This window comes from Curtobacterium sp. MCBD17_035 (genome assembly GCF_003234815.2).
GTDB lineage: Bacteria > Actinomycetota > Actinomycetes > Actinomycetales > Microbacteriaceae > Curtobacterium.
This window is the reverse complement of the sequence record NZ_CP126279.1, coordinates 1935827-1960256: the sequence shown is the minus strand read 5'-3', so window position 1 is coordinate 1960256 and position 24430 is coordinate 1935827. Positions and strand designations below refer to the sequence as shown.

General features: G+C 71.1%; 20 protein-coding genes. 19 read left to right on the top strand and 1 reads right to left on the bottom strand.

What is annotated here, in order from left to right; all coding sequences use genetic code 11:
• The first annotated feature begins 145 nt into the window (after positions 1–145).
• The 3 genes from rho (at position 146) to prmC (ending at position 4467) form a co-directional block, all read left to right on the top strand.
• Positions 146–2470, top strand: a complete 2325-nt coding sequence (gene rho, locus DEI93_RS09265; RefSeq protein WP_111009202.1) for a transcription termination factor Rho — start codon at positions 146–148, stop codon at positions 2468–2470.
• Positions 2471–2473: 3 nt separating this feature from the next.
• Positions 2474–3556 carry a peptide chain release factor 1 gene (prfA, locus tag DEI93_RS09260; RefSeq protein ID WP_111009201.1) on the top strand — a complete coding sequence of 361 codons (1083 nt, stop codon included), beginning with the start codon at positions 2474–2476 and terminating at the stop codon, positions 3554–3556.
• A 98-nt stretch (positions 3557–3654) separates the two neighbouring features.
• Entirely contained in the window at positions 3655–4467 is an 813-nt protein-coding gene (prmC, locus tag DEI93_RS09255; protein WP_258368502.1) for a peptide chain release factor N(5)-glutamine methyltransferase, read from the top strand.
• Here the strand turns inward: prmC and DEI93_RS09250 are convergent.
• Positions 4464–5159: an HAD family hydrolase gene (locus DEI93_RS09250; protein WP_258368478.1), complete on the bottom strand. Its 696-nt coding sequence runs from the start codon at positions 5157–5159 to the stop codon at positions 4464–4466. The genes prmC and DEI93_RS09250 overlap by 4 nt on opposite strands.
• A gap of 36 nt (positions 5160–5195) precedes the next feature.
• Between DEI93_RS09250 and DEI93_RS09245 the strand changes: the two genes are divergently transcribed.
• From DEI93_RS09245 to DEI93_RS09170, 16 genes are all read left to right on the top strand, one after another.
• A complete protein-coding gene (locus DEI93_RS09245; protein WP_111009198.1) occupies positions 5196–5870 on the top strand; it encodes an L-threonylcarbamoyladenylate synthase in 675 nt (224 codons plus the stop codon).
• Positions 5867–7138: an MraY family glycosyltransferase gene (locus tag DEI93_RS09240; RefSeq protein ID WP_111009197.1), complete on the top strand. Its 1272-nt coding sequence runs from the start codon at positions 5867–5869 to the stop codon at positions 7136–7138. Before DEI93_RS09245 ends, DEI93_RS09240 begins: the two co-directional genes overlap by 4 nt.
• On the top strand, positions 7138–7617 hold the full coding sequence (locus DEI93_RS09235; protein ID WP_111009196.1) for a Cg1360 family ATP-synthase-associated protein: 480 nt from the start codon (positions 7138–7140) through the stop codon (positions 7615–7617). The genes DEI93_RS09240 and DEI93_RS09235 overlap by 1 nt, the downstream gene beginning before the upstream one ends.
• Positions 7618–7721: 104 nt before the next feature.
• Positions 7722–8582, top strand: coding sequence for a F0F1 ATP synthase subunit A (gene atpB / locus DEI93_RS09230; protein ID WP_111009366.1), 861 nt, complete (start codon positions 7722–7724; stop codon positions 8580–8582).
• A 56-nt stretch (positions 8583–8638) separates the two neighbouring features.
• The gene (atpE, locus tag DEI93_RS09225; RefSeq protein ID WP_092096151.1) at positions 8639–8872 is read left to right on the top strand and encodes an ATP synthase F0 subunit C; all 234 of its coding nucleotides are present in this window, start codon (positions 8639–8641) and stop codon (positions 8870–8872) included.
• An 8-nt stretch (positions 8873–8880) separates the two neighbouring features.
• Positions 8881–9441 (top strand): F0F1 ATP synthase subunit B, encoded by a 561-nt coding sequence (locus tag DEI93_RS09220; protein ID WP_111009195.1) that lies wholly within the window; start codon positions 8881–8883, stop codon positions 9439–9441.
• A 2-nt stretch (positions 9442–9443) separates the two neighbouring features.
• Positions 9444–10238 (top strand): F0F1 ATP synthase subunit delta, encoded by a 795-nt coding sequence (locus DEI93_RS09215; RefSeq protein ID WP_111009194.1) that lies wholly within the window; start codon positions 9444–9446, stop codon positions 10236–10238.
• Between the two features lie 151 nt (positions 10239–10389).
• On the top strand, positions 10390–12027 hold the full coding sequence (atpA, locus tag DEI93_RS09210; RefSeq protein ID WP_111009193.1) for a F0F1 ATP synthase subunit alpha: 1638 nt from the start codon (positions 10390–10392) through the stop codon (positions 12025–12027).
• 55 nt (positions 12028–12082) lie between these two features.
• Positions 12083–12985 (top strand): F0F1 ATP synthase subunit gamma, encoded by a 903-nt coding sequence (locus DEI93_RS09205; RefSeq protein WP_111009192.1) that lies wholly within the window; start codon positions 12083–12085, stop codon positions 12983–12985.
• Positions 12986–13026: 41 nt separating this feature from the next.
• The gene (gene atpD, locus DEI93_RS09200; RefSeq protein ID WP_111009191.1) at positions 13027–14487 is read left to right on the top strand and encodes a F0F1 ATP synthase subunit beta; all 1461 of its coding nucleotides are present in this window, start codon (positions 13027–13029) and stop codon (positions 14485–14487) included.
• 2 nt (positions 14488–14489) lie between these two features.
• Positions 14490–14768 carry a F0F1 ATP synthase subunit epsilon gene (locus tag DEI93_RS09195; RefSeq protein ID WP_111009190.1) on the top strand — a complete coding sequence of 93 codons (279 nt, stop codon included), beginning with the start codon at positions 14490–14492 and terminating at the stop codon, positions 14766–14768.
• The gene (locus tag DEI93_RS09190; RefSeq protein WP_111009365.1) at positions 14765–15538 is read left to right on the top strand and encodes a YaaA family protein; all 774 of its coding nucleotides are present in this window, start codon (positions 14765–14767) and stop codon (positions 15536–15538) included. The genes DEI93_RS09195 and DEI93_RS09190 overlap by 4 nt, the downstream gene beginning before the upstream one ends.
• A 70-nt stretch (positions 15539–15608) precedes the next feature.
• The gene (locus DEI93_RS09185; protein WP_111025662.1) at positions 15609–16190 is read left to right on the top strand and encodes an FHA domain-containing protein; all 582 of its coding nucleotides are present in this window, start codon (positions 15609–15611) and stop codon (positions 16188–16190) included.
• A gap of 13 nt (positions 16191–16203) precedes the next feature.
• Positions 16204–17031 (top strand): PP2C family protein-serine/threonine phosphatase, encoded by an 828-nt coding sequence (locus DEI93_RS09180; RefSeq protein ID WP_111009188.1) that lies wholly within the window; start codon positions 16204–16206, stop codon positions 17029–17031.
• A gap of 145 nt (positions 17032–17176) precedes the next feature.
• Entirely contained in the window at positions 17177–18583 is a 1407-nt protein-coding gene (locus DEI93_RS09175) for a serine/threonine-protein kinase (RefSeq protein WP_111013231.1), read from the top strand.
• Positions 18584–24427, top strand: coding sequence for an Ig-like domain-containing protein (locus tag DEI93_RS09170; RefSeq protein ID WP_111119394.1), 5844 nt, complete (start codon positions 18584–18586; stop codon positions 24425–24427).
• Positions 24428–24430: the final 3 nt, after the last annotated feature.

Genomic DNA, 24430 nt, shown 5'->3' with positions numbered 1-24430 from the left:
TCCTGCGGATCCCCAGGGCCCGGTGCATCGGGAACCATCTCTTTCAGAAGCCGTCTCCCGATCGTCGTCTGAACGGCGGTCGTGGCGTACCCGCGCGGGGGACGGCGAATTTCTCCGCGTTCTGCGGTCCGAAAGGAAATCCATCTTGACCGACGTCACCACCGCTGCGGGCTCCGCGGCGGACACCACAGCCGACCTGCGGGCACTCCGCCTCCCGGAGCTCCAGCGCATCGCCGCCGGCCTCGGCATCGGCGGCCTCTCCAAGCTCCGCAAGGGTGACCTCATTGCCGCGATCGAGGACAAGCGCGCCGAGTCGGCACCGACCGAGGTGCACCCGACGGGCGAGCCCGAGTCGGCCACCGGCAGCGAGGCCGCCGCCGTCTCCGAGACCGCCGCGCCGGCCCGCCACGAGCACCACGACGCGGGCGCCGAGGTCACGGACAGCGCCGACCTCGCCCCGGCCGGTGCCGTCGCCACCGGTCGCGGGCGGTCGCGTCGAGCCACGAGCGGCGGCACGGTCTCGACCGAGCCCACGCCCGCCGGCACCCACGCCAACGCCGGCCACACCGGCACCGAGGACCTCCTCGCCGGACTCGACGCCGTCCGCGCGGAGCGCGACGCCCAGCAGGAGGGCACGCCGCGGCGTCGCCGCCGTGCCACCAGCCAGGACCCGGCCGCTGGGACCGAGGCCCCGACGACGACCGCCCCGGCCGACGCCGGATCCGCGGTGGAGGCCGACACCGCCGACATCGTCGAGCAGGGCGGCACCGGCTCGCCGGCTGAGCCGCAGGGCACCGACCGCCAGCCGTCGGAACAGGCCGGCGCCGACGCTCAGGCCGACGGTCAGGGTGAGGGGCAGGGCGAACGCCGCGGTCGCCGCAGCCGTGGTCGTGGGCGCAACCGTGACCGCAACGGCGCAGAGGGCCAGAACGGTGGCGGCCAGAATGCCGACGCGCAGAACGGCGGCACGACGGCGGGCCAGAACGGCGCGGCCCAGAACACCGCCGGCCAGAACGCGGCCGGCCAGAACGGTGGCGGCCAGAACGGTGCCGGCCAGAACGGTGGCGGCCAGAACGGTGTCGGCCGGGGTGCGGAGCAGCAGCAGGGCCGGGGCCAGCAGGAGCAGGCCCGTTCCCAGGGTGACCAGGGGCAGCAGAACGGCCAGCGCGACCAGGCCAAGGGCCAGGGCGGCAACGGTCGCGGCAGCCAGCAGGAGCAGCAGCAGGAGGAGTCCCGCTCCCGACGCCAGCGCGACCGCAAGCGCGGGCGCGGCGGTCAGGGCGACGACTTCGAGCCGGAGATCACCGAGGACGACGTCCTCATCCCGATCGCGGGCATCCTCGACGTCCTCGACAACTACGCGTTCGTGCGGACCACGGGGTACCTCGCCGGGCCGAGCGACGTGTACGTGTCCCTCGGACAGGTGAAGAAGTACCACCTGCGCAAGGGCGACGCCGTCGTGGGCGCGATCAAGCAGCCGCGCGAGAACGACCACCAGGGCCGCCAGAAGTACAACGCGCTCGTCAAGGTCGACTCCGTGAACGGCCAGACGGTCGACGAGGCCGCCGCGCGGGTCGAGTTCGGGGACCTCACCCCGCTCTACCCGCAGGAGCGCCTGCGCCTCGAGACCGAGCCGGGCAAGCTCTCGACCCGGATCATCGACCTCGTGTCGCCGATCGGCAAGGGCCAGCGCGGCCTCATCGTCTCGCCGCCGAAGGCCGGTAAGACGGTCGCGCTGCAGGCCATCGCGAACGCCATCTCGAAGAACAACCCCGAGGTCCACCTCATGGTCGTGCTCGTCGACGAGCGTCCCGAAGAGGTCACCGACATGCAGCGCACGGTCAAGGGCGAGGTCATCGCCTCGACGTTCGACCGTCCCGCCGAGGACCACACGACCGTCGCCGAGCTCGCCATCGAGCGGGCGAAGCGGCTCGTGGAGCTCGGTCACGACGTCGTCGTGCTGCTCGACTCGATCACCCGCCTCGGCCGCGCGTACAACCTCGCGACCCCGGCGTCGGGCCGGATCCTCTCCGGCGGTGTCGACTCGTCGGCGCTGTACCCGCCCAAGCGGTTCTTCGGCGCGGCACGGAACATCGAGAACGGCGGCTCGCTCACCATCCTCGCCACCGCGCTCGTCGAGACGGGGTCGAAGATGGACGAGGTGATCTTCGAGGAGTTCAAGGGCACCGGCAACATGGAGCTCCGGCTGAACCGCCACCTGGCGGACAAGCGGATCTTCCCTGCGGTCGACGTGAACGCGTCGGGCACGCGTCGCGAGGAGATGCTGCTCTCGAACGACGAGGTCAAGATCACCTGGCGGCTCCGTCGGGCGCTCGCCGGTCTCGATCCGCAGCAGGCGCTCGAGATCGTGCTGCGGAACCTGCGTGAGACGCAGTCGAACGTCGAGTTCCTCGTCCAGGTCCAGAAGTCGGTGCCCGCGACGAGCGGCCACAACGGCCACCAGGAGTAACGGGTGTTCGAGTCGGTGGCGGTGCTGCTGGCCGAACACGAGGACCTGACGCGTCAGCTGTCGGATCCCGCCGTCCACGCGGACGCGGCCAGGGCCAAGAAGATCAACCGTCGGTACGCGGAGCTCAGCCAGATCACGTCGGCGTACGAGGCGTGGGAGGCGGCGGGGGAGGACCTCGCCGCCGCCCGCGAGCTCGCGCGCGAGGACGACGCGTTCGCCGAGGAGGTCCCCGCGCTCGAGGAGCACCTGCAGGCGACGCAGGAGCGTCTGCGGCGGCTCCTCATCCCGCGCGACCCGGACGACGGCCGTGACGTCATCATGGAGATCAAGGGCGGCGAGGGCGGCGCCGAGAGCGCGCTGTTCGCGGCCGACCTCCTGCGCATGTACACCCATTACGCCGAGTCCAAGGGCTGGAAGACGGAGCTCCTCGAACGCACCGAGTCCGACCTCGGTGGGTTCAAGGACGTCCAGGTGGCGATCAAGTCGAACGCGACGGACCCGTCCCAGGGCGTCTGGGCGCACCTCAAGTACGAGGGCGGCGTGCACCGCGTGCAGCGCGTGCCGGCGACCGAGTCGCAGGGCCGCATCCACACGTCGACGACCGGGGTGCTCGTGTTCCCCGAGGTCGACGAGCCCGAAGAGGTCGAGATCAACCAGAACGACCTCAAGATCGACGTGTACCGGTCCTCCGGCCCCGGCGGTCAGTCCGTGAACACGACGGACTCCGCGGTCCGCATCACGCACCTGCCGACGGGCATCGTCGTGTCGATGCAGAACGAGAAGTCGCAGCTGCAGAACCGCGAGGCCGCCATGCGCGTCCTCCGCGCGCGGATCCTCGCGCGGCAGCAGGAGGAACTCGACGCCGCGGCCTCCGACGCCCGTCGGTCGCAGATCCGCGGCATGGACCGCTCCGAGCGCATCCGGACGTACAACTTCCCCGAGAACCGGATCGCGGACCACCGCACCGGGTACAAGTCGTACGACCTCGACCGGGTCATGGACGGCGCCCTCGAGCCCGTGATCGAGTCCTGCATCCGCATGGACGAGGAGGCGCGCCTGGCCGACATCGGGGACCAGACGGCGTGAGCACCCCGGGCGGGCGCTCCGACGGGGAGGCCCGGCAGTCGACCGAGGCCGACGGCGCGTTCCCGGCGGATCGCCTCCTCCGGGAAGCGGCGGCCGCGTTGGCCGCGGCCGGTGTGCCGTCCCCGGACGTCGACGCCGAGCTGCTGCTCGCGTGGGCGACCACGACGTCGCGCGGGGCGGTGCTCGCCCGCGCGGTCACCGGCGGTCTCGTCCAGCCGGCGCACGTCGCGGCCTTCCGGCTGGCCGTGGCGCGTCGACGGACCCGCGAACCGCTGCAGCACATCACGGGCGAGGCCCACTTCCGTGCGCTGACGCTCGCGGTCGGCCCGGGGGTGTTCGTGCCCCGTCCGGAGACCGAGTCCGTCGCGCAGTTCGCGATCGACGCGGTGCGGGCCACGGCCGTCGCGGAGCCCGTCGTGGTCGACCTCGGGTCGGGGAGCGGCGCCATCGCCCTCGCGGTCGCCACCGAGGTCCCGACCGCCCGGGTCGTCGCCGTCGAGCGGTCACCCGAGGCGCTGCCCTGGACGCGTCGGAACATCGACGCCCACGGCGGGGCGGTCCGGCTCGTCGAGGGCGACCTCGCCGACGCGGTGCCCGACCTCGACGGGACCGTGCACGTCGTCGTGTCGAACCCGCCCTACGTGCCGGACGACGCCGTGCCTCGTGATCCCGAGGTCCGGGACCACGACCCGGCGGTCGCGCTCTACGGAGGCCCGGACGGTCTCGACGCCGTCCGTGCGCTCGCCCGGACGGCCCGCCGGTTGCTCGTGTCCGGCGGCGCACTCGTCGTCGAACACGCGGAGCACCAGGGGGCGGCGGTGCGCGACGTGCTCGCTGCCGAGGGGTTCCGGCGTCCGGAGACCCACCAGGACCTCACCGGGCGGGACCGCACGACCACCGCGACCCGTTAGTCCTGCTGCTCCGGGCCTCCCCGCCGGCCGTGCCCGGCGACGAACGCGGCGACGGCGGCGACGAGGTCCGTCTCGGGCGTGACGTGGACGGCCGTGATGCCGACGTGCCGCGCGCCCTCGACGTTCTCGACCCGGTCGTCGGCGAAGAACGTGCGGACGGCGGGCACGCCGTGGTGACGGAGGGCGCTGCGGAAGACCTCGGGGTCGGGCTTGCGGGCACCGAAGTCGCTCGAGGTGTTCAGGTGCTCGCCGAACAGCGCGGGCAGTTCGGGTGCCCAACGCGCGATGTGCCGGGCCGCGAGAGGGCCGTTGTTCGTGAGCAGCGCGACGCGCCCGGCCTGGGCGGCGATCCGGACGGCGTCGAGGGCGCGGGGGATCGGGGTCATCGCCGAGCCGCGGATCCGTGACCACTCCTGCTCGGGGACGCGGCACCCGAGCGCGGTCTCGAGCGCCGCGAGGTACGAGTCGCCGTCCGGCCAGTGTCCTGCCTCGGCCCGCCACTCACCCTCGTCGTTCCACCACCGTCGGCGCAGCTCGTCGAGGTCGTGCCCGGTGAGCGCCGTCATGCCCGCCATGCGGGTGCGCCAGTCGTACCGGTAGAGGACGTCGTCCATGTCGAACAGGAACAGGAGCGACGGTGCCGGGGCGGTCGCGTGCGAGGACGCGCCGGAGACAGGGTGTTGGTGGTCCACGATGCCTCCATCCTCCCGCACTATCATGGGCGGGCCATGGCCTCCCGACACGACTGCTCCGATGCTGACGGACTCCTGACCGGCATGCGGCTCGCACGGGCCGCGCTCGGTCGCGGGGAGCTCGTCGTCGTCCCCACCGACACCGTCTACGGTCTCGCGGCCGACGCCTTCTCGGCGAAGGCCGTGCAGCGCCTGCTCGACGCCAAGGGCCGCACGCGGCAGTCGCCGCCACCCGTCCTCATCCCGGGGATCGCCACGCTCGACGCCCTCGCAGCCGAGGTCCCGGAGGTCGTGCGTGACCTCGTCGCGGAGTTCTGGCCGGGCGGCCTCACGGTCATCCTCCCGGCGCAGCCGTCGCTCGACTGGGACCTCGGCGAGACCCGGGGCACCGTCGCGTTGCGCATGCCGGACCAGCGCATCGCGCTCGAGCTCCTGCACGAGGTCGGTCCGCTCGCGGTGTCGAGCGCCAACGCCACGGGCGTGCCCGCCGCGATGGACGTCGACGAGGCCGAGGCCATGCTCGGGGACAGCGTCGCGGTGTACCTGGACGGTGGCCGGCTCGCCCCGCACGAGGGCGTCGCGGCCTCGACCGGCTCGACCATCGTCGACGCGACCGGTCTCGCGACCGGGGGCGGGCTCCGCATCGTCCGGCACGGGGTGATCCCCGACGCCGAGATCGAGCGCGTCGCCGGTGGCGACCTCGTCACATGAGGTACTACCTGCTCGCCGGCGCCATCGCGGCCGCCGTGAGCTTCGGGCTGAGCTGGGTCGTGTGGAAGCTCGGGATGCGGTACCGGTGGTACCCGAAGGTCCGCGAGCGTGACGTGCACCGGACGCCGACCCCGCGCCTCGGCGGGATCGCGATGTTCCTCGGGATCATCGTGTCGCTGCTGTGCGCGTGGTTCGTGTTCCCGCACATCGCGGGCGTCGACTACTTCCGGCTCGTGTTCGCCGAGCCCGGTCGTGTCCTGGCGGTCCTGGCGGGCGCCACGATCATCGTCGTGCTCGGGGTCGCCGACGACATCTGGGACCTCGACTGGATGACGAAGCTCGCCGGCCAGATCATCGCGGCGGGCATCCTCGCCTGGCAGGGCGTCGCGATCGTGTCGCTCCCGATCGGCAACTCGCTCACGGTCGGCTCGAGCTACATGTCGCTCATCTTCACGGTGCTCGCGGTGGTCCTCGTCATGAACGCCGTCAACTTCATCGACGGTCTCGACGGGCTGGTCGCGGGCGTCGCGATCATCGGCGGCGGCGTGTTCTTCCTGTACAGCTTCTTCGTGAACCGCATCGTCGTCCAGACCGAGTTCTTCTTCAACCTGCCGTCCCTCCTGACCGCGGTCCTCGTCGGTGCCTGCTTCGGCTTCCTGCTGCTCAACTGGCATCCCGCCAAGCTGTTCATGGGTGACGCCGGAGCGCTGCTCGTCGGGTTCCTCATGGCGACGAGCGCGGTGTCGCTCACGGGCAACATCGACCCCGCGGCGGTGCACACGCGGACGCAGCTGCTCCCGGTGTTCATCCCGATCCTGCTGCCGTTCGCGATCCTCGTCGTGCCCATGCTCGACTTCGGACTCGCGGTGTTCCGCCGGGTGAGCGCGGGGAAGTCCCCGTTCTCGGCCGACCGCAAGCACCTCCACCACCGGCTGCTCGACATGGGACACTCGCACTTCCACGCGGTGCTCATCTTCTACGGCTGGACCGCCGTCGTGGCCGTCGGGGGCCTGCTGTTCCTGTTCCTGCCCTGGTACTGGGTGCTCGCGTTCGTGACGGTCGGTTTCCTCGTGTGCGCCGTCGTCACGTTCGCGCCCCTCGGCAGGAAACGCGCCGAGATCGTCGCCCAGAGCGCGGCGGGTGGCGAGGTCCCGGTCGACCCGGCCCTCGATCCCCTCGACCGCGCCGCGTCCCGCCGCGACGGCGCCCGCACCATCCCGGACGCGGCGCCAGCGCCGCGCCGACCGACCACCGGAGAGTCCCGCTGATGAGCACCCCCGCGCCGAACGCGCTCGACCACGTCCGCCCGGTCTTCCGCCGGATCCTCGTCCAGGGAGCCGTGCTCGCGGTCGTCCTCGCCGTCGTCGGCGGCGTCGTCGGGCTCCTCGTCGCGGGTGGTCCCGGCCTGGCCGGTGGTCTCGTCGGCGCCGTGATGAGCGTGGTGTTCCTGGGCCTGACGGCCGCGAGCGTGCTCGTCGCGCTCCGGGTCTCCCGCGGGCAGATGATCAGCGGTGCCTTCTTCGGCATCGTGATGGGCACCTGGCTCGTCAAGTTCATCCTGTTCGTGGTGATCCTCGCCGTCCTGCGGGACCAGGACTGGGTGGACCGCGTCGTCATGGCGGTCGCGATCATCGTCGGCATCGTCGGGAGCCTCGTCATCGACGTCTCGGCGGTCGCGCGCGCTCGTGTGCCCATCGACGTGCCGCTACCGGGAGACCGCGACGGCCGGTCGGACCCTCGCGCCTGAGAGACCGAGAAGGCTCCCACACCTGATAGGCTTCTGGAAGTCCGTGTCGCCGAGCCCCGTTGCTCCGATCGGATCGCCTCCACTCAGTCCACCTCCGCGTGCTCATTGCGCGCTCGACACAGGAGACAGCGCTGCTATCCCACGCTCTTCCCCTGTCCCTCACCGCTGCGGGTTCGACCGTCGCGGCGGGGAGCAGTGACGCCGCGACGTTCCAGGGTCCCTCGATCAACGAGTTCTTCCCCGACCCGATCTTCTTCGCGGGGACCCCGATCGAGATCGACCGGCTCGTCATCATCCGGTTCATCGCGGTCGCTGTGCTGATCGTGTTCGCCTTCGCCGGGACCCGGGCGCTCAAGCTCGTCCCGAACCGTGGGCAGGCGATGATCGAGTACGGCTTCGACGTCGTGCGGCGCAACGCGTTCGACAACCTGGGCGAGCGCGAGGGTCGGCGTTACCTGCCGCTGCTCGCCTCGATCTTCTTCGGCGTGCTGTTCATGAACCTCAGCGGACTCATCCCGGGTCTCAACCTGCAGGGCACCAGCCGCATCGCGATGCCGGCATTGCTCGCGGTGATCGCCTACATCGCGTTCATCTACGCCGGACTCCGGAAGCACGCCGGGACGTTCCTCCGGAACTCGCTGTTCCCGCCCGGTGTGCCCTGGTACCTGTACATCATCGTGACGCCGATCGAGTTCGTCTCGACGTTCGTGCTCCGGCCGATCACGCTCACGCTGCGACTCCTCATGAACATGGTCGTCGGGCACCTCCTGCTCGTCCTGTTCTTCTCGGCGACCTGGTTCTTCTTCACGGAGTCGCACGGCCTGTTCAAGGTCTTCGGGATCGGGACGCTCGCGTTCGGGATCGCGTTCAGCTTCTTCGAGATCCTGGTGGCGCTCCTCCAGGCCTACGTCTTCATGCTCCTCACCGCTGTGTACATCCAGCTCGCGCTGGCTGACGAGCACTAACGAACCTCACTCCGGTCCCGGCGTCCGCCGGGACCGACCCCCAGGAAGGAAAACACGTGGACGCAACGACCGTTCTCGCGGCAATCAACGGCAACATCGCGACGGTTGGCTACGGCCTCGCGGCGATCGGCCCGGCCATCGGCGTCGGCATCGTGGTGGGCAAGACGATCGAGTCGGTCGCCCGCCAGCCCGAGCTCCAGGGCCGCCTGACGACCCTGATGTACATCGGTATCGCCTTCACCGAGGCGCTCGCCTTCATCGGCATCGCCACGTACTACATCTTCGCGTAAGGCTCCCGATGCAGAACGCACTGATTACCGCGGCCGGGGAGACGCACAACCCGCTCCTCCCCGAGACGTATGACATCCTCTGGTCGCTCGTCGCGTTCATCATCATCTTCATCGTGTTCTGGCGTGTCGTCACGCCGCGCATCACGAAGATGCTCGACGAGCGCACGGAGGCCATCGAGGGCGGCATCAAGAAGGCCGAGGCAGCCCAGCAGCAGGCCGTCGCCGCGCTCGACGAGTACAACAAGCAGCTCGCCGACGCCCGTGCCGAGGCCGCGCGCATCCGTGAGCAGGCCCGTGCCGACGCGACCGCGATCGGCAACGAGGTCCGCGAGCAGGCCGCGGCCGACGCCGCGCGTATCACCGCGAACGCGCAGGCCCAGATCGAGGCCGAGCGTGCGAGCGCCGTGCAGTCGCTGCGCTCCGAGGTCGGGTCGCTCGCGATCGACCTCGCGTCCGGTGTCATCGGCGAGTCCCTCAAGGACGACGCGAAGGCCGCTGCGGTGGTCGATCGGTTCCTCGCCGACCTCGAGGCGTCGTCCGCGCGGTCCGAGGCCGGAACGGAGCACTGAGGATGCGCAGCGCCACCAGGACCGCACTCGAGGCCGTCCGCGAGACCCTCGCGGAGCTCGGAGACGCCGCGGACCTGTCCGCCGGTGTCGAGATCCTCTCGGCGGGCCGGACCATCGCCGGCGCTCCCCAGCTCCTCGGTGTGTTCGGCGACGCCACGGCGGACGCCGACGGCAAGCGTGCGCTCGTCCAGCGGGTGTTCGCGTCGCGCTCGGACGCGGTCCGCGCGGTGCTCTCGGCGGTCGTCGCGGAGCGGTGGTCGTCGCACCGGGACCTCCTCGCGGGCATCGAGGACGCGGGCATCCGCGCTCTCGCGCGCAGTGCCGGACCCGAGACGTCGATCGAGCGCGAGCTCTTCACGTTCGAGACCGCCGTCCGTTCCGATGCCGACCTCGAGCTCGCACTCGGCACGAAGCTCGGGAGCCCCGAGCAGAAGGCGGCACTGGTGGAGCGACTGCTCGACGGCAAGGCCTCGGCGCAGACCATCGCGATCCTGTCGGCCCTCGTGCAGCAGCCGCGCGGTCGCCGGATCGGTGAGATCGTGCGGGCCGCGTCCGACATCGTCGCCGCGGAGGCGGACCAGGTCGTCGCCGTGGTGATCAGCGCCGCACCGCTCGAGCACGAGCAGCGGGATCGCCTCGGCCGGACGCTCGCCAACCGGTACGGGCGCACGATCAACTTGAACGAGGTCGTGGACCCCACCGTCGTCGGCGGCATCCGGGTCCAGGTCGGCGGCGACGTCATCGACGGCACCGTCAACACGCGGCTCCAGCAGTTGCGCCTCGAGTTCGCCGGTTGAGCACGAGGTCGGGGGCAGGACGTACCCTCGACACCACACGGTCAGCAGCAACGCGTCCGAGATGAACCAGGGTGGGGCCGTCGAGGTCCGACTCGAACGGGCACACACACCTCGGGGCCACCGGTCTCGAAAACCAACAAGGAATATCCCCATGGCAGACATCACCATCAGCCCCGATGAGATCCGTGATGCCCTGAAGGACTTCGTCTCGAACTACGAGCCGACGAAGGCCTCCACGGCCGAGGTCGGTCACGTGATCGACGCAGCCGACGGCATCGCCCACGTCGAGGGCCTCCCCGGCGTCATGGCCAACGAGCTGATCCGCTTCGCGGACGGCACGCTCGGCCTCGCGCAGAACCTCGACGAGGACGAGATCGGCGTCATCGTGCTCGGCGAGTTCGCCGGCGTCGAAGAGGGCCAGGAAGTCACCCGCACCGGCGAGGTGCTCTCCGTCCCCGTCGGCGACGGGTACCTCGGGCGCGTCGTGGACCCGCTCGGCACGCCGCTCGACGGCCTCGGCGAGATCGCGTCGGAGGGCCGCCGCGCCCTCGAGCTCCAGGCTCCGGGCGTCATGGCCCGCAAGTCGGTGCACGAGCCGATGCAGACCGGCATCAAGGCCATCGACGCCATGATCCCGATCGGCCGCGGTCAGCGTCAGCTCATCATCGGCGACCGCCAGACCGGCAAGACGGCCATCGCGATCGACACGATCATCAACCAGAAGGCCAACTGGGAGTCCGGCGACGTCGACAAGCAGGTGCGCTGCATCTACGTCGCGATCGGCCAGAAGGGTTCGACGATCGCCTCCGTCAAGGGTGCGCTCGAGGACGCCGGCGCGATGGAGTACACCACCATCGTCGCCGCCCCCGCCTCCGACCCCGCGGGCTTCAAGTACCTCGCCCCGTACACCGGCTCGGCCATCGGTCAGCACTGGATGTACGGCGGCAAGCACGTCCTCATCATCTTCGACGACCTGTCGAAGCAGGCCGAGGCCTACCGCGCGGTGTCCCTCCTCCTCCGTCGTCCGCCGGGGCGCGAGGCCTACCCGGGTGACGTCTTCTACCTGCACTCCCGGCTCCTCGAGCGTTGCGCGAAGCTGTCCGACGAGCTCGGTGCCGGTTCGATGACGGGCCTGCCCATCATCGAAACCCGTGCCAACGACGTCTCGGCCTACATCCCGACGAACGTGATCTCGATCACGGACGGGCAGATCTTCCTGCAGTCGGACCTGTTCAACGCGAACCAGCGTCCGGCGGTCGACGTGGGCATCTCGGTGTCGCGCGTCGGGGGCGACGCCCAGGTCAAGTCGATCAAGAAGGTCTCCGGGACGCTCAAGCTCGAACTCGCCCAGTACCGGGCGCTCGAGGCCTTCGCGATGTTCGCTTCGGACCTCGACCAGGCCTCGCGTCGTCAGCTCGACCGCGGAGCCCGGCTCACCGAGCTCCTCAAGCAGCCGCAGTACTCGCCGTACCCCGTCGAGGACCAGGTCGTCTCGATCTGGGCCGGCACCAACGGCAAGCTCGACGAGGTCCCGGTGTCGGACGTCCTCCGGTTCGAGGCCGAGTTGCTCGACCACCTGAAGCGCAACACGTCGATCCTCGACACGCTGCGCGAGACGAACGTCCTCGACGACGACACGATCTCGGCGCTCGGTGCCGCGATCGACGACTTCAAGAAGGGGTTCCAGACGGGCGAGGGCAAGACGCTCGCCTCGGTCGGGAACGAGCAGTTCGCCGCTGCGGACGCCGACGACGTCGATCAGGAGCAGATCGTCCGCGGACGCCGCTGACCTCCGGGTCCGCGCGTCCTGACGAACTCCACCTCCCGAACAAGAACGGACAGCAATGGGAGCACAACTCCGGGTCTACCGGCAGCGCATCCGCTCGGCGCAGACGACCAAGAAGGTCACCCGCGCCATGGAGCTGATCTCCGCGTCGCGGATCCAGAAGGCGCAGGCCCGCATGGCCGCGTCCGGCCCGTACTCGCGGGCCGTGACGCGTGCCGTGTCCGCCGTGGCCACCTTCTCGAACGTCGAGCACGTGCTGACGACCGAACCGGCCAGCTCGACGCGTGCCGCGATCGTCGTGTTCACGTCGGACCGCGGGCTGAACGGCGCGTTCAGCTCGAACGTGCTGAAGCAGACCGAGGAGCTCGCGTCGCTGCTGCGCAGCGAGGGCAAGGACGTCGTCTACTACCTCGTGGGCCGGAAGTCGGTCGGGTACTTCTCGTTCCGCCAGCGTGACTCGGAGCGGCAGTGGATCGGCGGGACGGACCAGCCGTCCTTCTCGACGGCCAAGCAGATCGGCGACGCGGTCGTCGGCAAGTTCCTGCAGGAGACGTCCGAGGGCGGTGTGGACGAGATCCACATCGTGTTCAACCGGTTCGTGAGCCTCGTGACCCAGGAGCCGCAGGTCGTGCGACTGCTGCCGCTCGAGGTGGTCGAGGGAGTCGACGCTCCGGCGGACGACGCTCCGCTCCCGCTGTACGAGTTCGAGCCGGACGCGGACGCAGTCCTCGACGCCCTGTTGCCCGTCTACATCGAAAGCCGCATCTTCAACGCGATGCTGCAGTCCGCCGCCTCGGAGCACGCTGCTCGCCAGCGCGCGATGAAGTCCGCCAGTGACAACGCGGACTCGCTGATCCGCGACTTCACGCGGCTCGCGAACAACGCGCGTCAGGCCGAGATCACGCAGCAGATCTCCGAGATCGTCGGCGGTGCCGACGCGCTCTCCGGCACCAAGAAGTAACCCCACCAGGGTCAGAAACCACCCCCAGGAAGGCACCAGCCATGACCGACACCGCCACCATCGCGGTCGAGTCGTCGTCGGCACCCGGCGTCGGCCGGATCGCCCGCGTCACGGGCCCCGTCGTCGACATCGAGTTCCCGCACGACGCGATCCCCGACATCTACAACGCGCTCCACACGACGATCACGCTCGGCGAGAACCAGCAGGAGATCACGCTCGAGGTCGCCCAGCACCTCGGCGACGACCTGGTGCGCGCGATCGCCCTCAAGCCGACGGACGGCCTCGTCCGCGGCCAGGAGGTCCGCGACACCGGTGCGCCGATCTCGGTGCCGGTCGGTGACGTCACCAAGGGCAAGGTGTTCGACGTCACGGGGAACATCCTCAACGCCCAGCCCGGTGAGCACATCGAGATCACCGAGCGCTGGCCCATCCACCGCAAGGCCCCGGCGTTCGACCAGCTCGAGTCGAAGACCACGATGTTCGAGACGGGCATCAAGGTCATCGACCTCCTCACCCCGTACGTGCAGGGTGGCAAGATCGGCCTGTTCGGTGGTGCGGGTGTCGGCAAGACCGTCCTCATCCAGGAGATGATCCAGCGCGTCGCCCAGGACCACGGCGGTGTGTCGGTGTTCGCAGGCGTCGGTGAGCGCACCCGTGAGGGCAACGACCTCATCGGCGAGATGGACGAGGCCGGGGTCTTCGACAAGACCGCCCTGGTGTTCGGCCAGATGGACGAGCCGCCGGGAACGCGCCTCCGCGTGGCGCTGTCGGCCCTGACCATGGCCGAGTACTTCCGCGACGTCCAGCGGCAGGACGTGCTGCTGTTCATCGACAACATCTTCCGCTTCACGCAGGCGGGCTCCGAGGTCTCGACGCTGCTCGGTCGCATGCCGTCCGCGGTGGGCTACCAGCCGAACCTCGCCGACGAGATGGGTGTGCTCCAGGAGCGCATCACCTCGACGCGGGGCCATTCGATCACCTCGCTCCAGGCGATCTACGTGCCGGCCGACGACTACACCGACCCGGCGCCGGCCACGACGTTCGCACACCTCGACGCGACGACGGAGCTCTCGCGTGAGATCGCGTCGCAGGGCCTGTACCCGGCGGTCGACCCGCTCGCGTCGACCTCGCGCATCCTCGACCCGCGCTACCTGGGCCAGGACCACTACGAGACCGCGACCCGCGTCAAGCAGATCCTCCAGAAGAACAAGGAGCTGCAGGAGATCATCGCGATCCTCGGTGTGGACGAGCTCTCCGAAGAGGACAAGATCACCGTCGAGCGTGCTCGTCGGATCCAGCAGTTCCTCTCGCAGAACACCTACATGGCGAAGAAGTTCACGGGCGTCGAGGGCTCCACCGTCCCGCTCAAGGACACGATCGAGTCGTTCCGCGCCATCGCGGACGGCGAGTTCGACCACGTCGCCGTGCAGGCGTTCTTCAACGTCGGTGCGATCTCCGACGTCGAGGAGAAGTGGGCGCAGATCCAGAAGGAGAACCGCTGATCATGGCCGGTCTCACCGTGAGCGTCGTGTCGGCCGACCAAGAGGTCTGGACGGGCGACGCCACCATGGTCGTGGCCCGGACGACCGAGGGGCAGATCGGTGTCCTCGCGGGGCACGAGCCCATGCTCGCCATCCTCGCGCAGGGGCAGGTGCGGATCTCGCGCGCCGACGGGAGCACCGTCCACGCGGACGCCGAAGACGGCTTCCTGTCGGTCGAACACGACACCGTCACGATCGTGGCGCGCCAGGCCGCCCTCGCGTCCACCGGAGGACGGGCCTGAGCGGACTGACGATCCTCCTCCCGCCGTCGGAGACCAAGCGGGAGGGCGGTGACGACACGCGCCCCTTCGACCTCGGTGCGCTGTCGTTCCCGGAACTGACCAGTGAGCGGGTCGCGGTGATCGCCGCGGCCCGCTCCGTCAGTTCTGACGACGAGTCGGCGCGGTACGCGCTGCGACTCGGTCCGCGATCCGTGGGGGAGCGTCTCCGCAACCTCTCCCTGGAGGGTGCGCCGACCCTCCCGGCCGTGGAGCGGTACACGGGTGTCCTGTACGACCCACTCGACGCGTCCTCCGCGCCGCCGGCGGTCCGCGAGTGGTGGCACCGACACGTGATCGTGCAGTCCGCGATGTTCGGTCCCATCGCGGCTGGTGATCCGATCCCGGCCTACCGCCTGTCCCACGACGCGCGGCTGGGGAACCTCCGCCTGGGGAGCGTGTGGCCCGGGTCGACCGCGCGGGCGCTCGGATCGCGCGGAGTCGACGGCGTCGTGCTCGACCTCCGTTCCGAGGGGTACCGTGCGCTCGGGCCGGTGTCCGGATCGGTCCGGCTCCGCGTCGTGTCGGAGGGGACGGACGGCCGTCGCCGCGCGCTGAACCACTGGAACAAGACCGCGAAGGGCCGGCTCGTCTCCGCACTCGGTCGGGCTCAGATCGAGCCGGGGTCCATGTCGGACCTCGCCGACTGGGGTCGGACGGTCGGGATCGGGCTCGATCGGACGTCCGACGGATGGGACCTCGTGGCGGAGACTCTCGAACCCGCGACAGTGTGACGAGTGCCGCCCCTCGCGGGCAGGGGAGCACGGTCGACTACGGTGGAACGACCGATCCGGGGAGGTGGACATGGGCGAGGACGACGACACCATCCTCGGACGTCCGGTGACGCGGCCGTCCCCGCCGCATCCCCACGTGCGGCACGCCCGTGACGACGGCGGTCCGGCGCGGCCCACGGCAGGGTCGACCACGACCGGGTCGCCGCATCCGGGCACCGACGGCGTCGAGTCCGGGCGCGTCCCGGCGATCCGGGTCGGCGAACAGGTCGTCCGGCTCGACCGGCCGGTGGTCATCGGTCGTCGTCCCGCACCACCGCGGGTGCCGCTCACCGCACGGCCGCTGCTCGTCACCGTGCCCTCCCGGCACGGTGAGGTCTCGGGCTCGCACCTCGCCGTCCGCGCTGAGGGAACCGCCGTCGTCGTGGAGGACCTCGCGTCCACGAACGGCACGGTCGTGCGTGCCCCCGGTGCCCGTCCGTTCCGCATGCCCTCCGGTGCCGCGATCGTCGTGCTCACCGGTACGGTGGTGGACATCGGGGACGGCAACACCGTCGAGATCCTGTCCCGTCACCTCCGCATCCCGGAAGCGACCCGCGGCGGTCTGGCCGGTGACCCCCTCGACCTCCCACCGATCCCACGACACCACGACTGAGAGCGACCCACCCGTGACGGAACTCGGCCGACCGACGTCGGCGCACTCCCTGGCCCTGCCCGGTGCGGACGGCGGTGCCCTCACGCTCTCGTGGGGGGCCGCGACCGACGTCGGTCGGCGTCGCGACCACAACGAGGACAGCTACCTCGTCGAGTCGCCGTTCTTCGTCGTGGCGGACGGCATGGGCGGCCACCTCGCGGGGGACCGGGCGAGCGACGCGGTGGTCCGTCGTCTCGGTGCGCTCCGCGACGTCTTCGCCTCGGAGGACGCGATCCAGGCCGCGCTCGTGCGCGCGACCTCGGACATCGAGCGCGCGGCCGGGGGCAACGCGATCGGTGCCGGCACCACCGTGACGGGCGTCGCGATCATCGCGGCAGGGGGCGTCCCCGCGGCGCTCGTGTTCAACGTCGGGGACTCGCGGACCTACCGCGTCGAGAACGGCGCGATGCGACGGGTGACCGTCGACCACTCGGTGGTCCAGGAGATGGTGGATGCCGGGCTGCTCCGCGCCGAGGACGCCGAGTCCCACCCGGACAGCAACGTCATCACGCGCGCGGTCGGGTTCGGCGAGACGCCGGAGCCCGACTTCTGGACGCTGCCGCTGCACGCGGGTGACCGCTACATCATCTGCTCCGACGGTCTCACGAAGGAGATCGGCGACGTGGGGATCTCCCGGATCGCGGCGAAGGTGGACGACCCGCAGCAGCTCGCCGAGCGCCTGGTGGGTGACGCGATCGTCGCCGGTGGCCGCGACAACGTGACGGTCGTGGTCCTGCAGGTCGACGCCGCGCCGCACGCCGACGACGTCGAGGACACCCTGCCCCGCCACCGGTCCGCCTGAGGTCCGTCACCACCCCCGAACTGGGGTGCCGACGCCGTGCAGTTGTCCACAGACCGACCGACGACGCCGGGACCGCTCCGTAGAATCGAGGGGTTGCGGGCCGGATCGCGGTCGCGCTCGGAGCACGTGGTCGTAAGGAGAGGTCATGGCCCGCCGCCTGCCGTCCACGCCACCCGTGCTCCCCGGCTTCACGTACGTGCACGTCCTGGGATCGGGCGGGTTCGCCGACGTGTTCCTGTACGAGCAGAACATGCCGCGTCGCCAGGTCGCGGTCAAGGTCCTCCTCGACGAGGTCGTCGACGACCGGGTGCGGCAGTCGTTCCAGTCCGAGGCGAACCTCATGGCGCGGCTCAGCACCCACCCGTCGATCCTGACGGTGCTCCAGGCCAGCGTGGCGGCCGACGGTCGGCCGTACCTCGTGATGGAGCTCTGCTCGGCGTCGTTGAGCGAGCGCTACCGTCGGGACCCGGTCCCGGTGTCCGAGGTCCTCGCGATCGGTGTCCGCGTCGGGTCCGCCCTCGAGACCGCGCACCGCGAGGGCGTCCTGCACCGCGACGTCAAGCCCTCCAACATCCTCCGCACCGCGTACGGCAGCCCGGTGCTGTCGGACTTCGGTATCGCCGCTTCCATCGGCGAGGCCGACCCGGACGAACCGATCGGGATGTCGATCCCCTGGTCCGCGCCGGAGGTGCTCATGGACGAGTCCCGCGGTTCGGTGCAGTCCGAGGTCTACTCGCTCGCCGCGACGGTGTACTCGTTGCTCGCCGGCCGGAGCCCCTTCGAGGTACCTGGTGGCGCGAACGGTGCGGACGACCTCATGGGCCGCATCGACAAGGGCACGCCGAAGCCGACCGGGCGGCCCGACGTCCCCCCGTCGCTCGAGCGGCTCCTCGCCGCGGCGATGTCCCGACGCCCGGAACAGCGGCCCGCGACGGCGATCGAGTTCGTCCGCGGACTCCAACAGGTGGAGGCAGAACTCGGTCTCCCGCAGACCCCGGCCGAGGTCGAGGTCGAGAACTGGGCGATGGCGTCGGTCGGTGACGCCACGGACCGCACCATGCTCCGCAACGTCGCCGCGCCGGTCGCCGGTGGCCGTCGGCGCCGTGCGCGGCAGTCCCCGCGCGGCGGGCTCACGACCACGGCGTCCCGGAGCGTCGGCACGGTGCACCGCAGCGCGTCGACGGCCCGGGTCGGCCGGCGGTCGCGGTCGACCCTGCTGTGGGCGGCCCTGGCCGCCGTCGTGGTCGCCGTGGTCGCCGTGTCGGCGACGCTGGTGCTGACCCGGACCGGCTCGGGATCGATCCCGACCGTGTCGGACATCCGGGCGACGACCGTCGGCACGACCGTCACGTTCCGCTGGGGTGACCCGGGCACACGCGCCGGTGACACGTACGTCATCAGTTCGAACGGCGGCACGAGCCAGCAGACCGGGCGGAGCTTCGTCGTCTCGGGCAAGCGGGGCGACGAGGAATGCGTCGCCGTCGCGGTCAACCGGGACGGCAAGAACGGCGACCAGAGCGCCCAGAAGTGCGTCACCATCGGGGACGACTAGGTGCTGCGCGTCGTACTGCGACGGCACCGCTCGGTGCTCATCACCACGATCGTCGCGTTCGTGGTGATGGTCGTCGTCGCCACCACCGCGATCGTTTCGAGCGGCTACCACACGCAGCGGGTGGACCTCGGCGACGGGACCGTGTGGGTCCCGAGCGGACAGTACGGAGCGGTCGGCCGCGCGAACACCGGCGTGCTCCAGCTCAACACGGCGGTCGCGGCCGCCTCGGACACCCTCGCGGTGGTGCAGCGAGGCCACCGGGTGTGGAGTGTCGACGAGACGAAGGGCACGCTCACGCGGGTGGACGTCGCCGACGCCACCCTCGGGGATCCGGTCACGTTGCCCTCGGGGTCCCCGCAGGTGTTCCTGGCCGGCGGCACGGGGGTGATCGGCAACGGTGACACCGGGCAGTTGTGGGCGACCCCCGCCGACGCGATCGGTGCGTTCGACACCGCCACGAAGGCCGACCTCACCCTCGGTGCCGACGCCGTGTTCGATGCCGATGACTCGGACGTGGCCGTCTACTCGCCACGCACCGGCACCGCGTCGCTCGTCGCGGTGGGGACGTCCCTGAGCGTCCGACGGACGTTCGACGTCGCGATGTCCCGGAAGCACGACCTCCAGACCGCGGTGGTGGGCGACCACCTGGCCGTGTTGGACCGCACGAGTTCCGTGCTCGCGATCGACGGCCGGCGCGTCGCTCTCGGCGACCGGGTGAGCGGTCGGGCGACCCTCCAACGGTCCTCGTCGTCCGGAACCGCGGTGACCGTGGCGAGTGCTGCCGGGCTCCTGCGGGTCTCACCCTCGGGCGGGGTGACGGCGGTGCGCCTCGGCGTCTCCGGCACGCCCGCGCGCCCCTACGTCGACGGCTCGTGCACGTTCGGCGCGTGGAGCGGGGGCCAGGCCGTGGACACGTGCGACGGTCGAGCCGTGCAACGACTCGACGCGGTGCCGTCGGGGGCGGCACTCACCGTGCAGCACAACGGCGACACGGTCGTGGCCAACGACCCGGAGTCCGGGCGCACCTGGGCGATCGACCGGAGCGGGCAGCTCATCGACAACTGGGGCGACCTGATCCAGAAGCAGGACGACCGGCAGCAACGACAGGCCTCGTCCGACGACGCGACCGCGGACACCGAGCAGAAGCCGCCTGTCGCCACCGACGACGTCCTCGGTGCGCGGCCGGGCCGGACGACGGTCCTGCCGGTGCTCCTCAACGACTACGACCCCAACGGGGACCCGATCGTCATCGAGGACCTCGGCAGCATCGATCGTACGACGGGGACAGTCGCCCGCATCGACGAGCGGCAACAGCTCCAGATCACCCTGTCGCCGCGAGCGACGGGCACGGTCCGCTTCCGCTACGAGATCAGCGACGGCAACGGCGGCACCGCCTCGGCGACCGTGAGCGTCACCGTGAAGACCCCCGCGCAGAACGGCGCTCCCGTGCAGGTCCGCGACACCCACGCCGTCGTCGTCCGTGCCGGCACGGTCTCGACGAACGTGCTGTCGGACTGGGTCGACCCCGACGGCGACCCCGTCTACCTGGCCTCTGCCTCCGCGCCGGACGGCGACACCGTGACCACGACGCCCGACGGGGTCGTGGACGTGACCGACCACTCCGGTCGCACCGGCGAGCGCACCGTGCAGCTGGTCGTGAGCGACGGGCGCCTGCAAGGACGGGGGACCCTCACGGTCGACGTGGACGCACAGGGCAAGGCGCCCCTGTCCGCGGATTCGTTCGCGGTGCAGGCGTACGCGGGTGAACCCCTGACGGTGCACCCGCTCGACCACGTGCGCGGCGGCAACGGCACGGTGACCCTGACCAGCGTCCCGGCGGTGGCCAGGACCACGCTGACGCCGAGCTACGACGCGGGCACCTTCGTCGTGTCGAGCGCCGTACCGGGCGACCACCTGCTCGCCTACACCGTGACCGACGGCACCAAGACCGCCACCGGAGTCGTCCGCGTCACCGTCGAGGCGGCGCCGGACGCCTCGACCGCGCCCATCACGACGCCGAAGACGGTCTTCGTGGACACGCTCTCCACGAAGGACACGGACGTCACGGCCACCGACATCGACCCGGCGGGGGGCGTCCTGCTCGTCACGGGACTCAGCGGGGTCGACGGCGGCAGCGGCGTGCAGGCCACCGTGCTCGACCAGCACACCGTCCGGGTGACGCTGATCGCTCCGCTCTCCGGGCCCGTGACCTTCACCTACACCGAGACCAACGGGCTCGCGTCGAGCACCGGCACGGTGACCGTCATCGAGGTCCCCGAGCCGGACCACGTCCAACCACCCGTCGCCCAGCCCGACAGCGCGACCGTCCGCGTCGGCGACGTGGCGACGATCGACGTGCTCGCGAACGACACGCAGCCGGACGGAGAGCCGTTGACGCTCGAGCCGGACCTGGTGCAGAACCTGCCGGCCGGTGCCGGTCTGCTGTTCGTGTCGGGAGACACCCTCCGGTACCTCGCCCCCGACACCCCTGGCAACTACACGGCGGTGTACCGCGTGGACGGACCGGACGGCCAACACGCGGACGCCGTCGTCTCGATCGCCGTGCGCGAGCGGGACGCCGCCACGAACGCCGCACCGGTCCCGGACACGATCACGGCCCGTGCGGTGGCGGGGCAGACGGTGCGGGTGACCGTGCCGTTGTCGGGGATCGACCCGGACGGCGACTCCGTCCAGCTCGTCGGAGTCGCGTCGAATCCGGACAAGGGCTCCGTCAGCGACGTCACCGCGTCCACGCTCGACTACGCGGCGGGGGACTACTCCGCAGGGACGGACCAGTTCACCTACACGGTGGTCGACGCCCTGGGCGCCCGTGCGACCGGGACCATCCGCGTCGGCATCGCGCCGCGGGCGGAACAGGCGTCGAACCCGGTCGCCCAGGCGGACCACGTCACCATCCGGCCGGGCGGCAGCGTGACCGTCCGGGTCCTCGAGAACGACTCCGATCCGGACGGCGGTGACCTGCGGGTCACGCGAGCCGAGCCGAACGGTCCCGGTCTCGAGGCCCGTGTGTTGCGGCACCAGGAGGTCAAGGTCACGCCCCCGCCGTCGGCCCGACGCGGCGACTTCGCGGTCCTCTACACCGTCGCGAACGACGACGGCGGTGCGAGCACGGCCTTCCTCACCGTCACCGTCGACCGGGACGCCGCACCGCTCCGGCCGGAGGTCTCGGACTCCACCCTCGACCTCGTCGACATCCTCCATCGCAAGGCGGTCTCCGTCGACGTCCTCGCGAACACGTTCTTCGCCGAGGGCTCGACCGCGGACCTCCGCGTCGGGCTCGTCCGCGGCTACGCGGACGGCGCGCGGGTCACGCGGTCGGGCCGGATCGTGGTCCCGGTGACGGCCCGGTCCCGGATCATCCCGTTCTCCGTCGCGCGTCGCGACCATCCGGACGTCGTCTCGTACGCGTTCGTGCACGTGCCCGGACTCGACGACGCGCTGCCGCAGATCGACCGCACCGCCCCGGCGATCACGGTGCGGAGCGAGTCGACGGTCCAGATCCCGCTGTCGAAGTACGTGGTGACGGCCAACGGCGCCGTCGCGCACGTGACCGACCCGAGCACCGTCAAGGCGACCCATGCGAACGGGGCCGACCTCGTCGTCGACCCGACCACCCTGTCGTTCACCTCCGCCAAGCTCTACTACGGGAACGCCTCGATCTCGTTCGAGGTCACCGACGGTTCCGACGCGAACGGAGGCAAGGGCCGCGTGGCGACGCTCGTCCTGCCGATCAAGGTGACCCCGCGTACCAACCAGCCGCCGTCGTTCACCGGGAGCACGATCGAGCTGCAGCCGGGTGACCGCCGGACGGTGGACCTCACGAGGCTGACGGACTACCCCTACCCGAAGGACCTCGGCGAGCTGCGCTACGACGTCGTGAGCCGCCCCGCCAGCGGCGTCACGGCGACGATCAGCGGGCAGCGGATGACGCTCGCGGTCGACGACGACGCGACCAAGGGCTCGACGGCGTCCGTCGGCGTCGGCGTCGCCGACCGGAGTGCGGCGGGTCGCAGCGGCACGATCGCGGTGGAGGTCGTGGCGTCGACCCGTCCGCTCGTGCAGCCGGCCGCGGACCGCGCCGTCGTCAAGCGTGGAGAGACCGCCGACGTCGACGTCCTGGCGAACGACGCCGCGACCAACCCGTTCCCCGGTCGGCCCCTGCGGGTGGTCGCGATCCGCGGACTGTCCGGCGGCGTCCCCGCGGGCGTGTCGATCACCCCGAGCGCCGACCGTGCGCGACTGACGCTCCGGGTGGCCGCGTCCGCTCGCCCCGTCGACACCCACCTGCAGTACGAGGTCGCGGACGCGACGAACGACCGCGACCGGTACGTCTGGGGCGACGTCACCGTGTCGGTCCAGGACGTCCCGGAGCAGCCCTCCGTGCCCACCAGGACGGGGACGTACCAGGGTGGGTCGTTGTCGCTCACCTGGAACGCACCGGCGGCCAACAACGCCGCCATCTCGGACTACCGCGTGACCAGCCGGACCTCGGGCGGCCGCACCGCGACGCACGACTGCGGTGCGAGCACCGTCTGCACGCTCACCGACCTCGATCCGCAGGAGCGGTACACGTTCACCGTCACCGCGGTGAACGCGGCCGGCAGCTCGAAGCCGTCCGGGGCGAGCGCCGTGATGAGCGACGACTTCATCCCGGCGGCCCCGGCCTCGGTGACGGTCACGCCGGCCAAGGAGACGCCACGTCGGCTCGTCGTGCAGTGGGCGGCCGTCCCACGACCGGGCACGGGGTCCGCGGTCGCGAACTACGTCGTCACCCTCGAGGGGCCGTCCGGCACGCAGGCGCAGACGGTCGGCGCGGCGACCACGTCCACCTCGTTCGACGGCCTGCAGCCGGGCGGCCAGTACACCGCCACCGTGTCGGCGCGGAACGCGGCCCTCGTCCTCTCGACCGCGGACTGGAACGAGCGGACGTCCGCCGCCGCGACGGCCGTCGGTCAGCCGGCAACCCCGTCGCTCTCGGCCACGGGCAGCCCCGACGGCCAAGGACGGACCACGGTGCGGCTGTCCTCCGCGGAGGCCGACTGGGCCGGAGGCACGGCCACGCGCCTGACGATCGCCCGGTTCGATCCGGGCGCCGCGATCCCGTCCGGTTGCCCGCCGACGGGAGCTGGTGCGACGTTCGGAGCCACCGACACCGACACGATCAGCGGCGACGGCGACTACCAGTACGTCGCGTACGCCGACAACGGCCGTTTCTGCAGCGCCAGCGCCCCGACGAGCGTCACGAGCTACGCGCCGCCGGCGACGCCGACGGGCAGCGTCGACGTCGAGCAGGTGGACCGGACCTCGCCGAACTGGCAGATCCGGATCAGCGGGGTGTCCTCGGCCAGCAGTCGCGTGGACCACTACGCCTACACCGTGAACGGTGGCTCGGCGGTGCCGCTGACCGGGGACACGTGGTCGACCGGCACCGGGTACGGTGACCAGGCGGCCATCCGGTTGGTGGCCTGCGCGACGGCGTCGGACGACTACTGCAGCACGAGCGACCCCGTGTCCGTCCAGCCCTTCACCACGCGTGCGACCATCGCGAGCGCCGTGCAGGGCCAGGCGCCCGTCGTGAACGCCCCGGACAACGACGGTCGGCTCGCGCCCAGCGGCTACGACGTCAGCTACTGCATCGGTGGCGCCTCGGGGCTGTGCACCGACACGGACCCGGTGTCGGGCGAGCCGTTCACCACGACGGATCCGGTGCCGGCGGCGTACGACACCATCCGCGTCCGGGCGACCGTCAACGGACAGCAGGACCCCACTGGCGCGTCGGCGCCGATCACCACGCCGGCCGTTCCACAATCGACCGACGGCTGAACG

What these genes read in the sequence shown, in the direction of transcription:
- DEI93_RS09245 (WP_111009198.1), top strand. Translation starts at nt 5,196, where the DNA reads ATGGCCTCCCGACACGACTGCTCCGATGCTGACGGACTCCTGACCGGC.
- DEI93_RS09240 (WP_111009197.1), top strand. Translation starts at nt 5,867, where the DNA reads ATGAGGTACTACCTGCTCGCCGGCGCCATCGCGGCCGCCGTGAGCTTC.
- DEI93_RS09235 (WP_111009196.1), top strand. Translation starts at nt 7,138, where the DNA reads ATGAGCACCCCCGCGCCGAACGCGCTCGACCACGTCCGCCCGGTCTTC.
- DEI93_RS09220 (WP_111009195.1), top strand. Translation starts at nt 8,881, where the DNA reads ATGCAGAACGCACTGATTACCGCGGCCGGGGAGACGCACAACCCGCTC.
- DEI93_RS09215 (WP_111009194.1), top strand. Translation starts at nt 9,444, where the DNA reads ATGCGCAGCGCCACCAGGACCGCACTCGAGGCCGTCCGCGAGACCCTC.
- atpA (WP_111009193.1), top strand. Translation starts at nt 10,390, where the DNA reads ATGGCAGACATCACCATCAGCCCCGATGAGATCCGTGATGCCCTGAAG.
- DEI93_RS09205 (WP_111009192.1), top strand. Translation starts at nt 12,083, where the DNA reads ATGGGAGCACAACTCCGGGTCTACCGGCAGCGCATCCGCTCGGCGCAG.
- atpD (WP_111009191.1), top strand. Translation starts at nt 13,027, where the DNA reads ATGACCGACACCGCCACCATCGCGGTCGAGTCGTCGTCGGCACCCGGC.
- DEI93_RS09195 (WP_111009190.1), top strand. Translation starts at nt 14,490, where the DNA reads ATGGCCGGTCTCACCGTGAGCGTCGTGTCGGCCGACCAAGAGGTCTGG.
- DEI93_RS09185 (WP_111025662.1), top strand. Translation starts at nt 15,609, where the DNA reads ATGGGCGAGGACGACGACACCATCCTCGGACGTCCGGTGACGCGGCCG.
- DEI93_RS09175 (WP_111013231.1), top strand. Translation starts at nt 17,177, where the DNA reads ATGGCCCGCCGCCTGCCGTCCACGCCACCCGTGCTCCCCGGCTTCACG.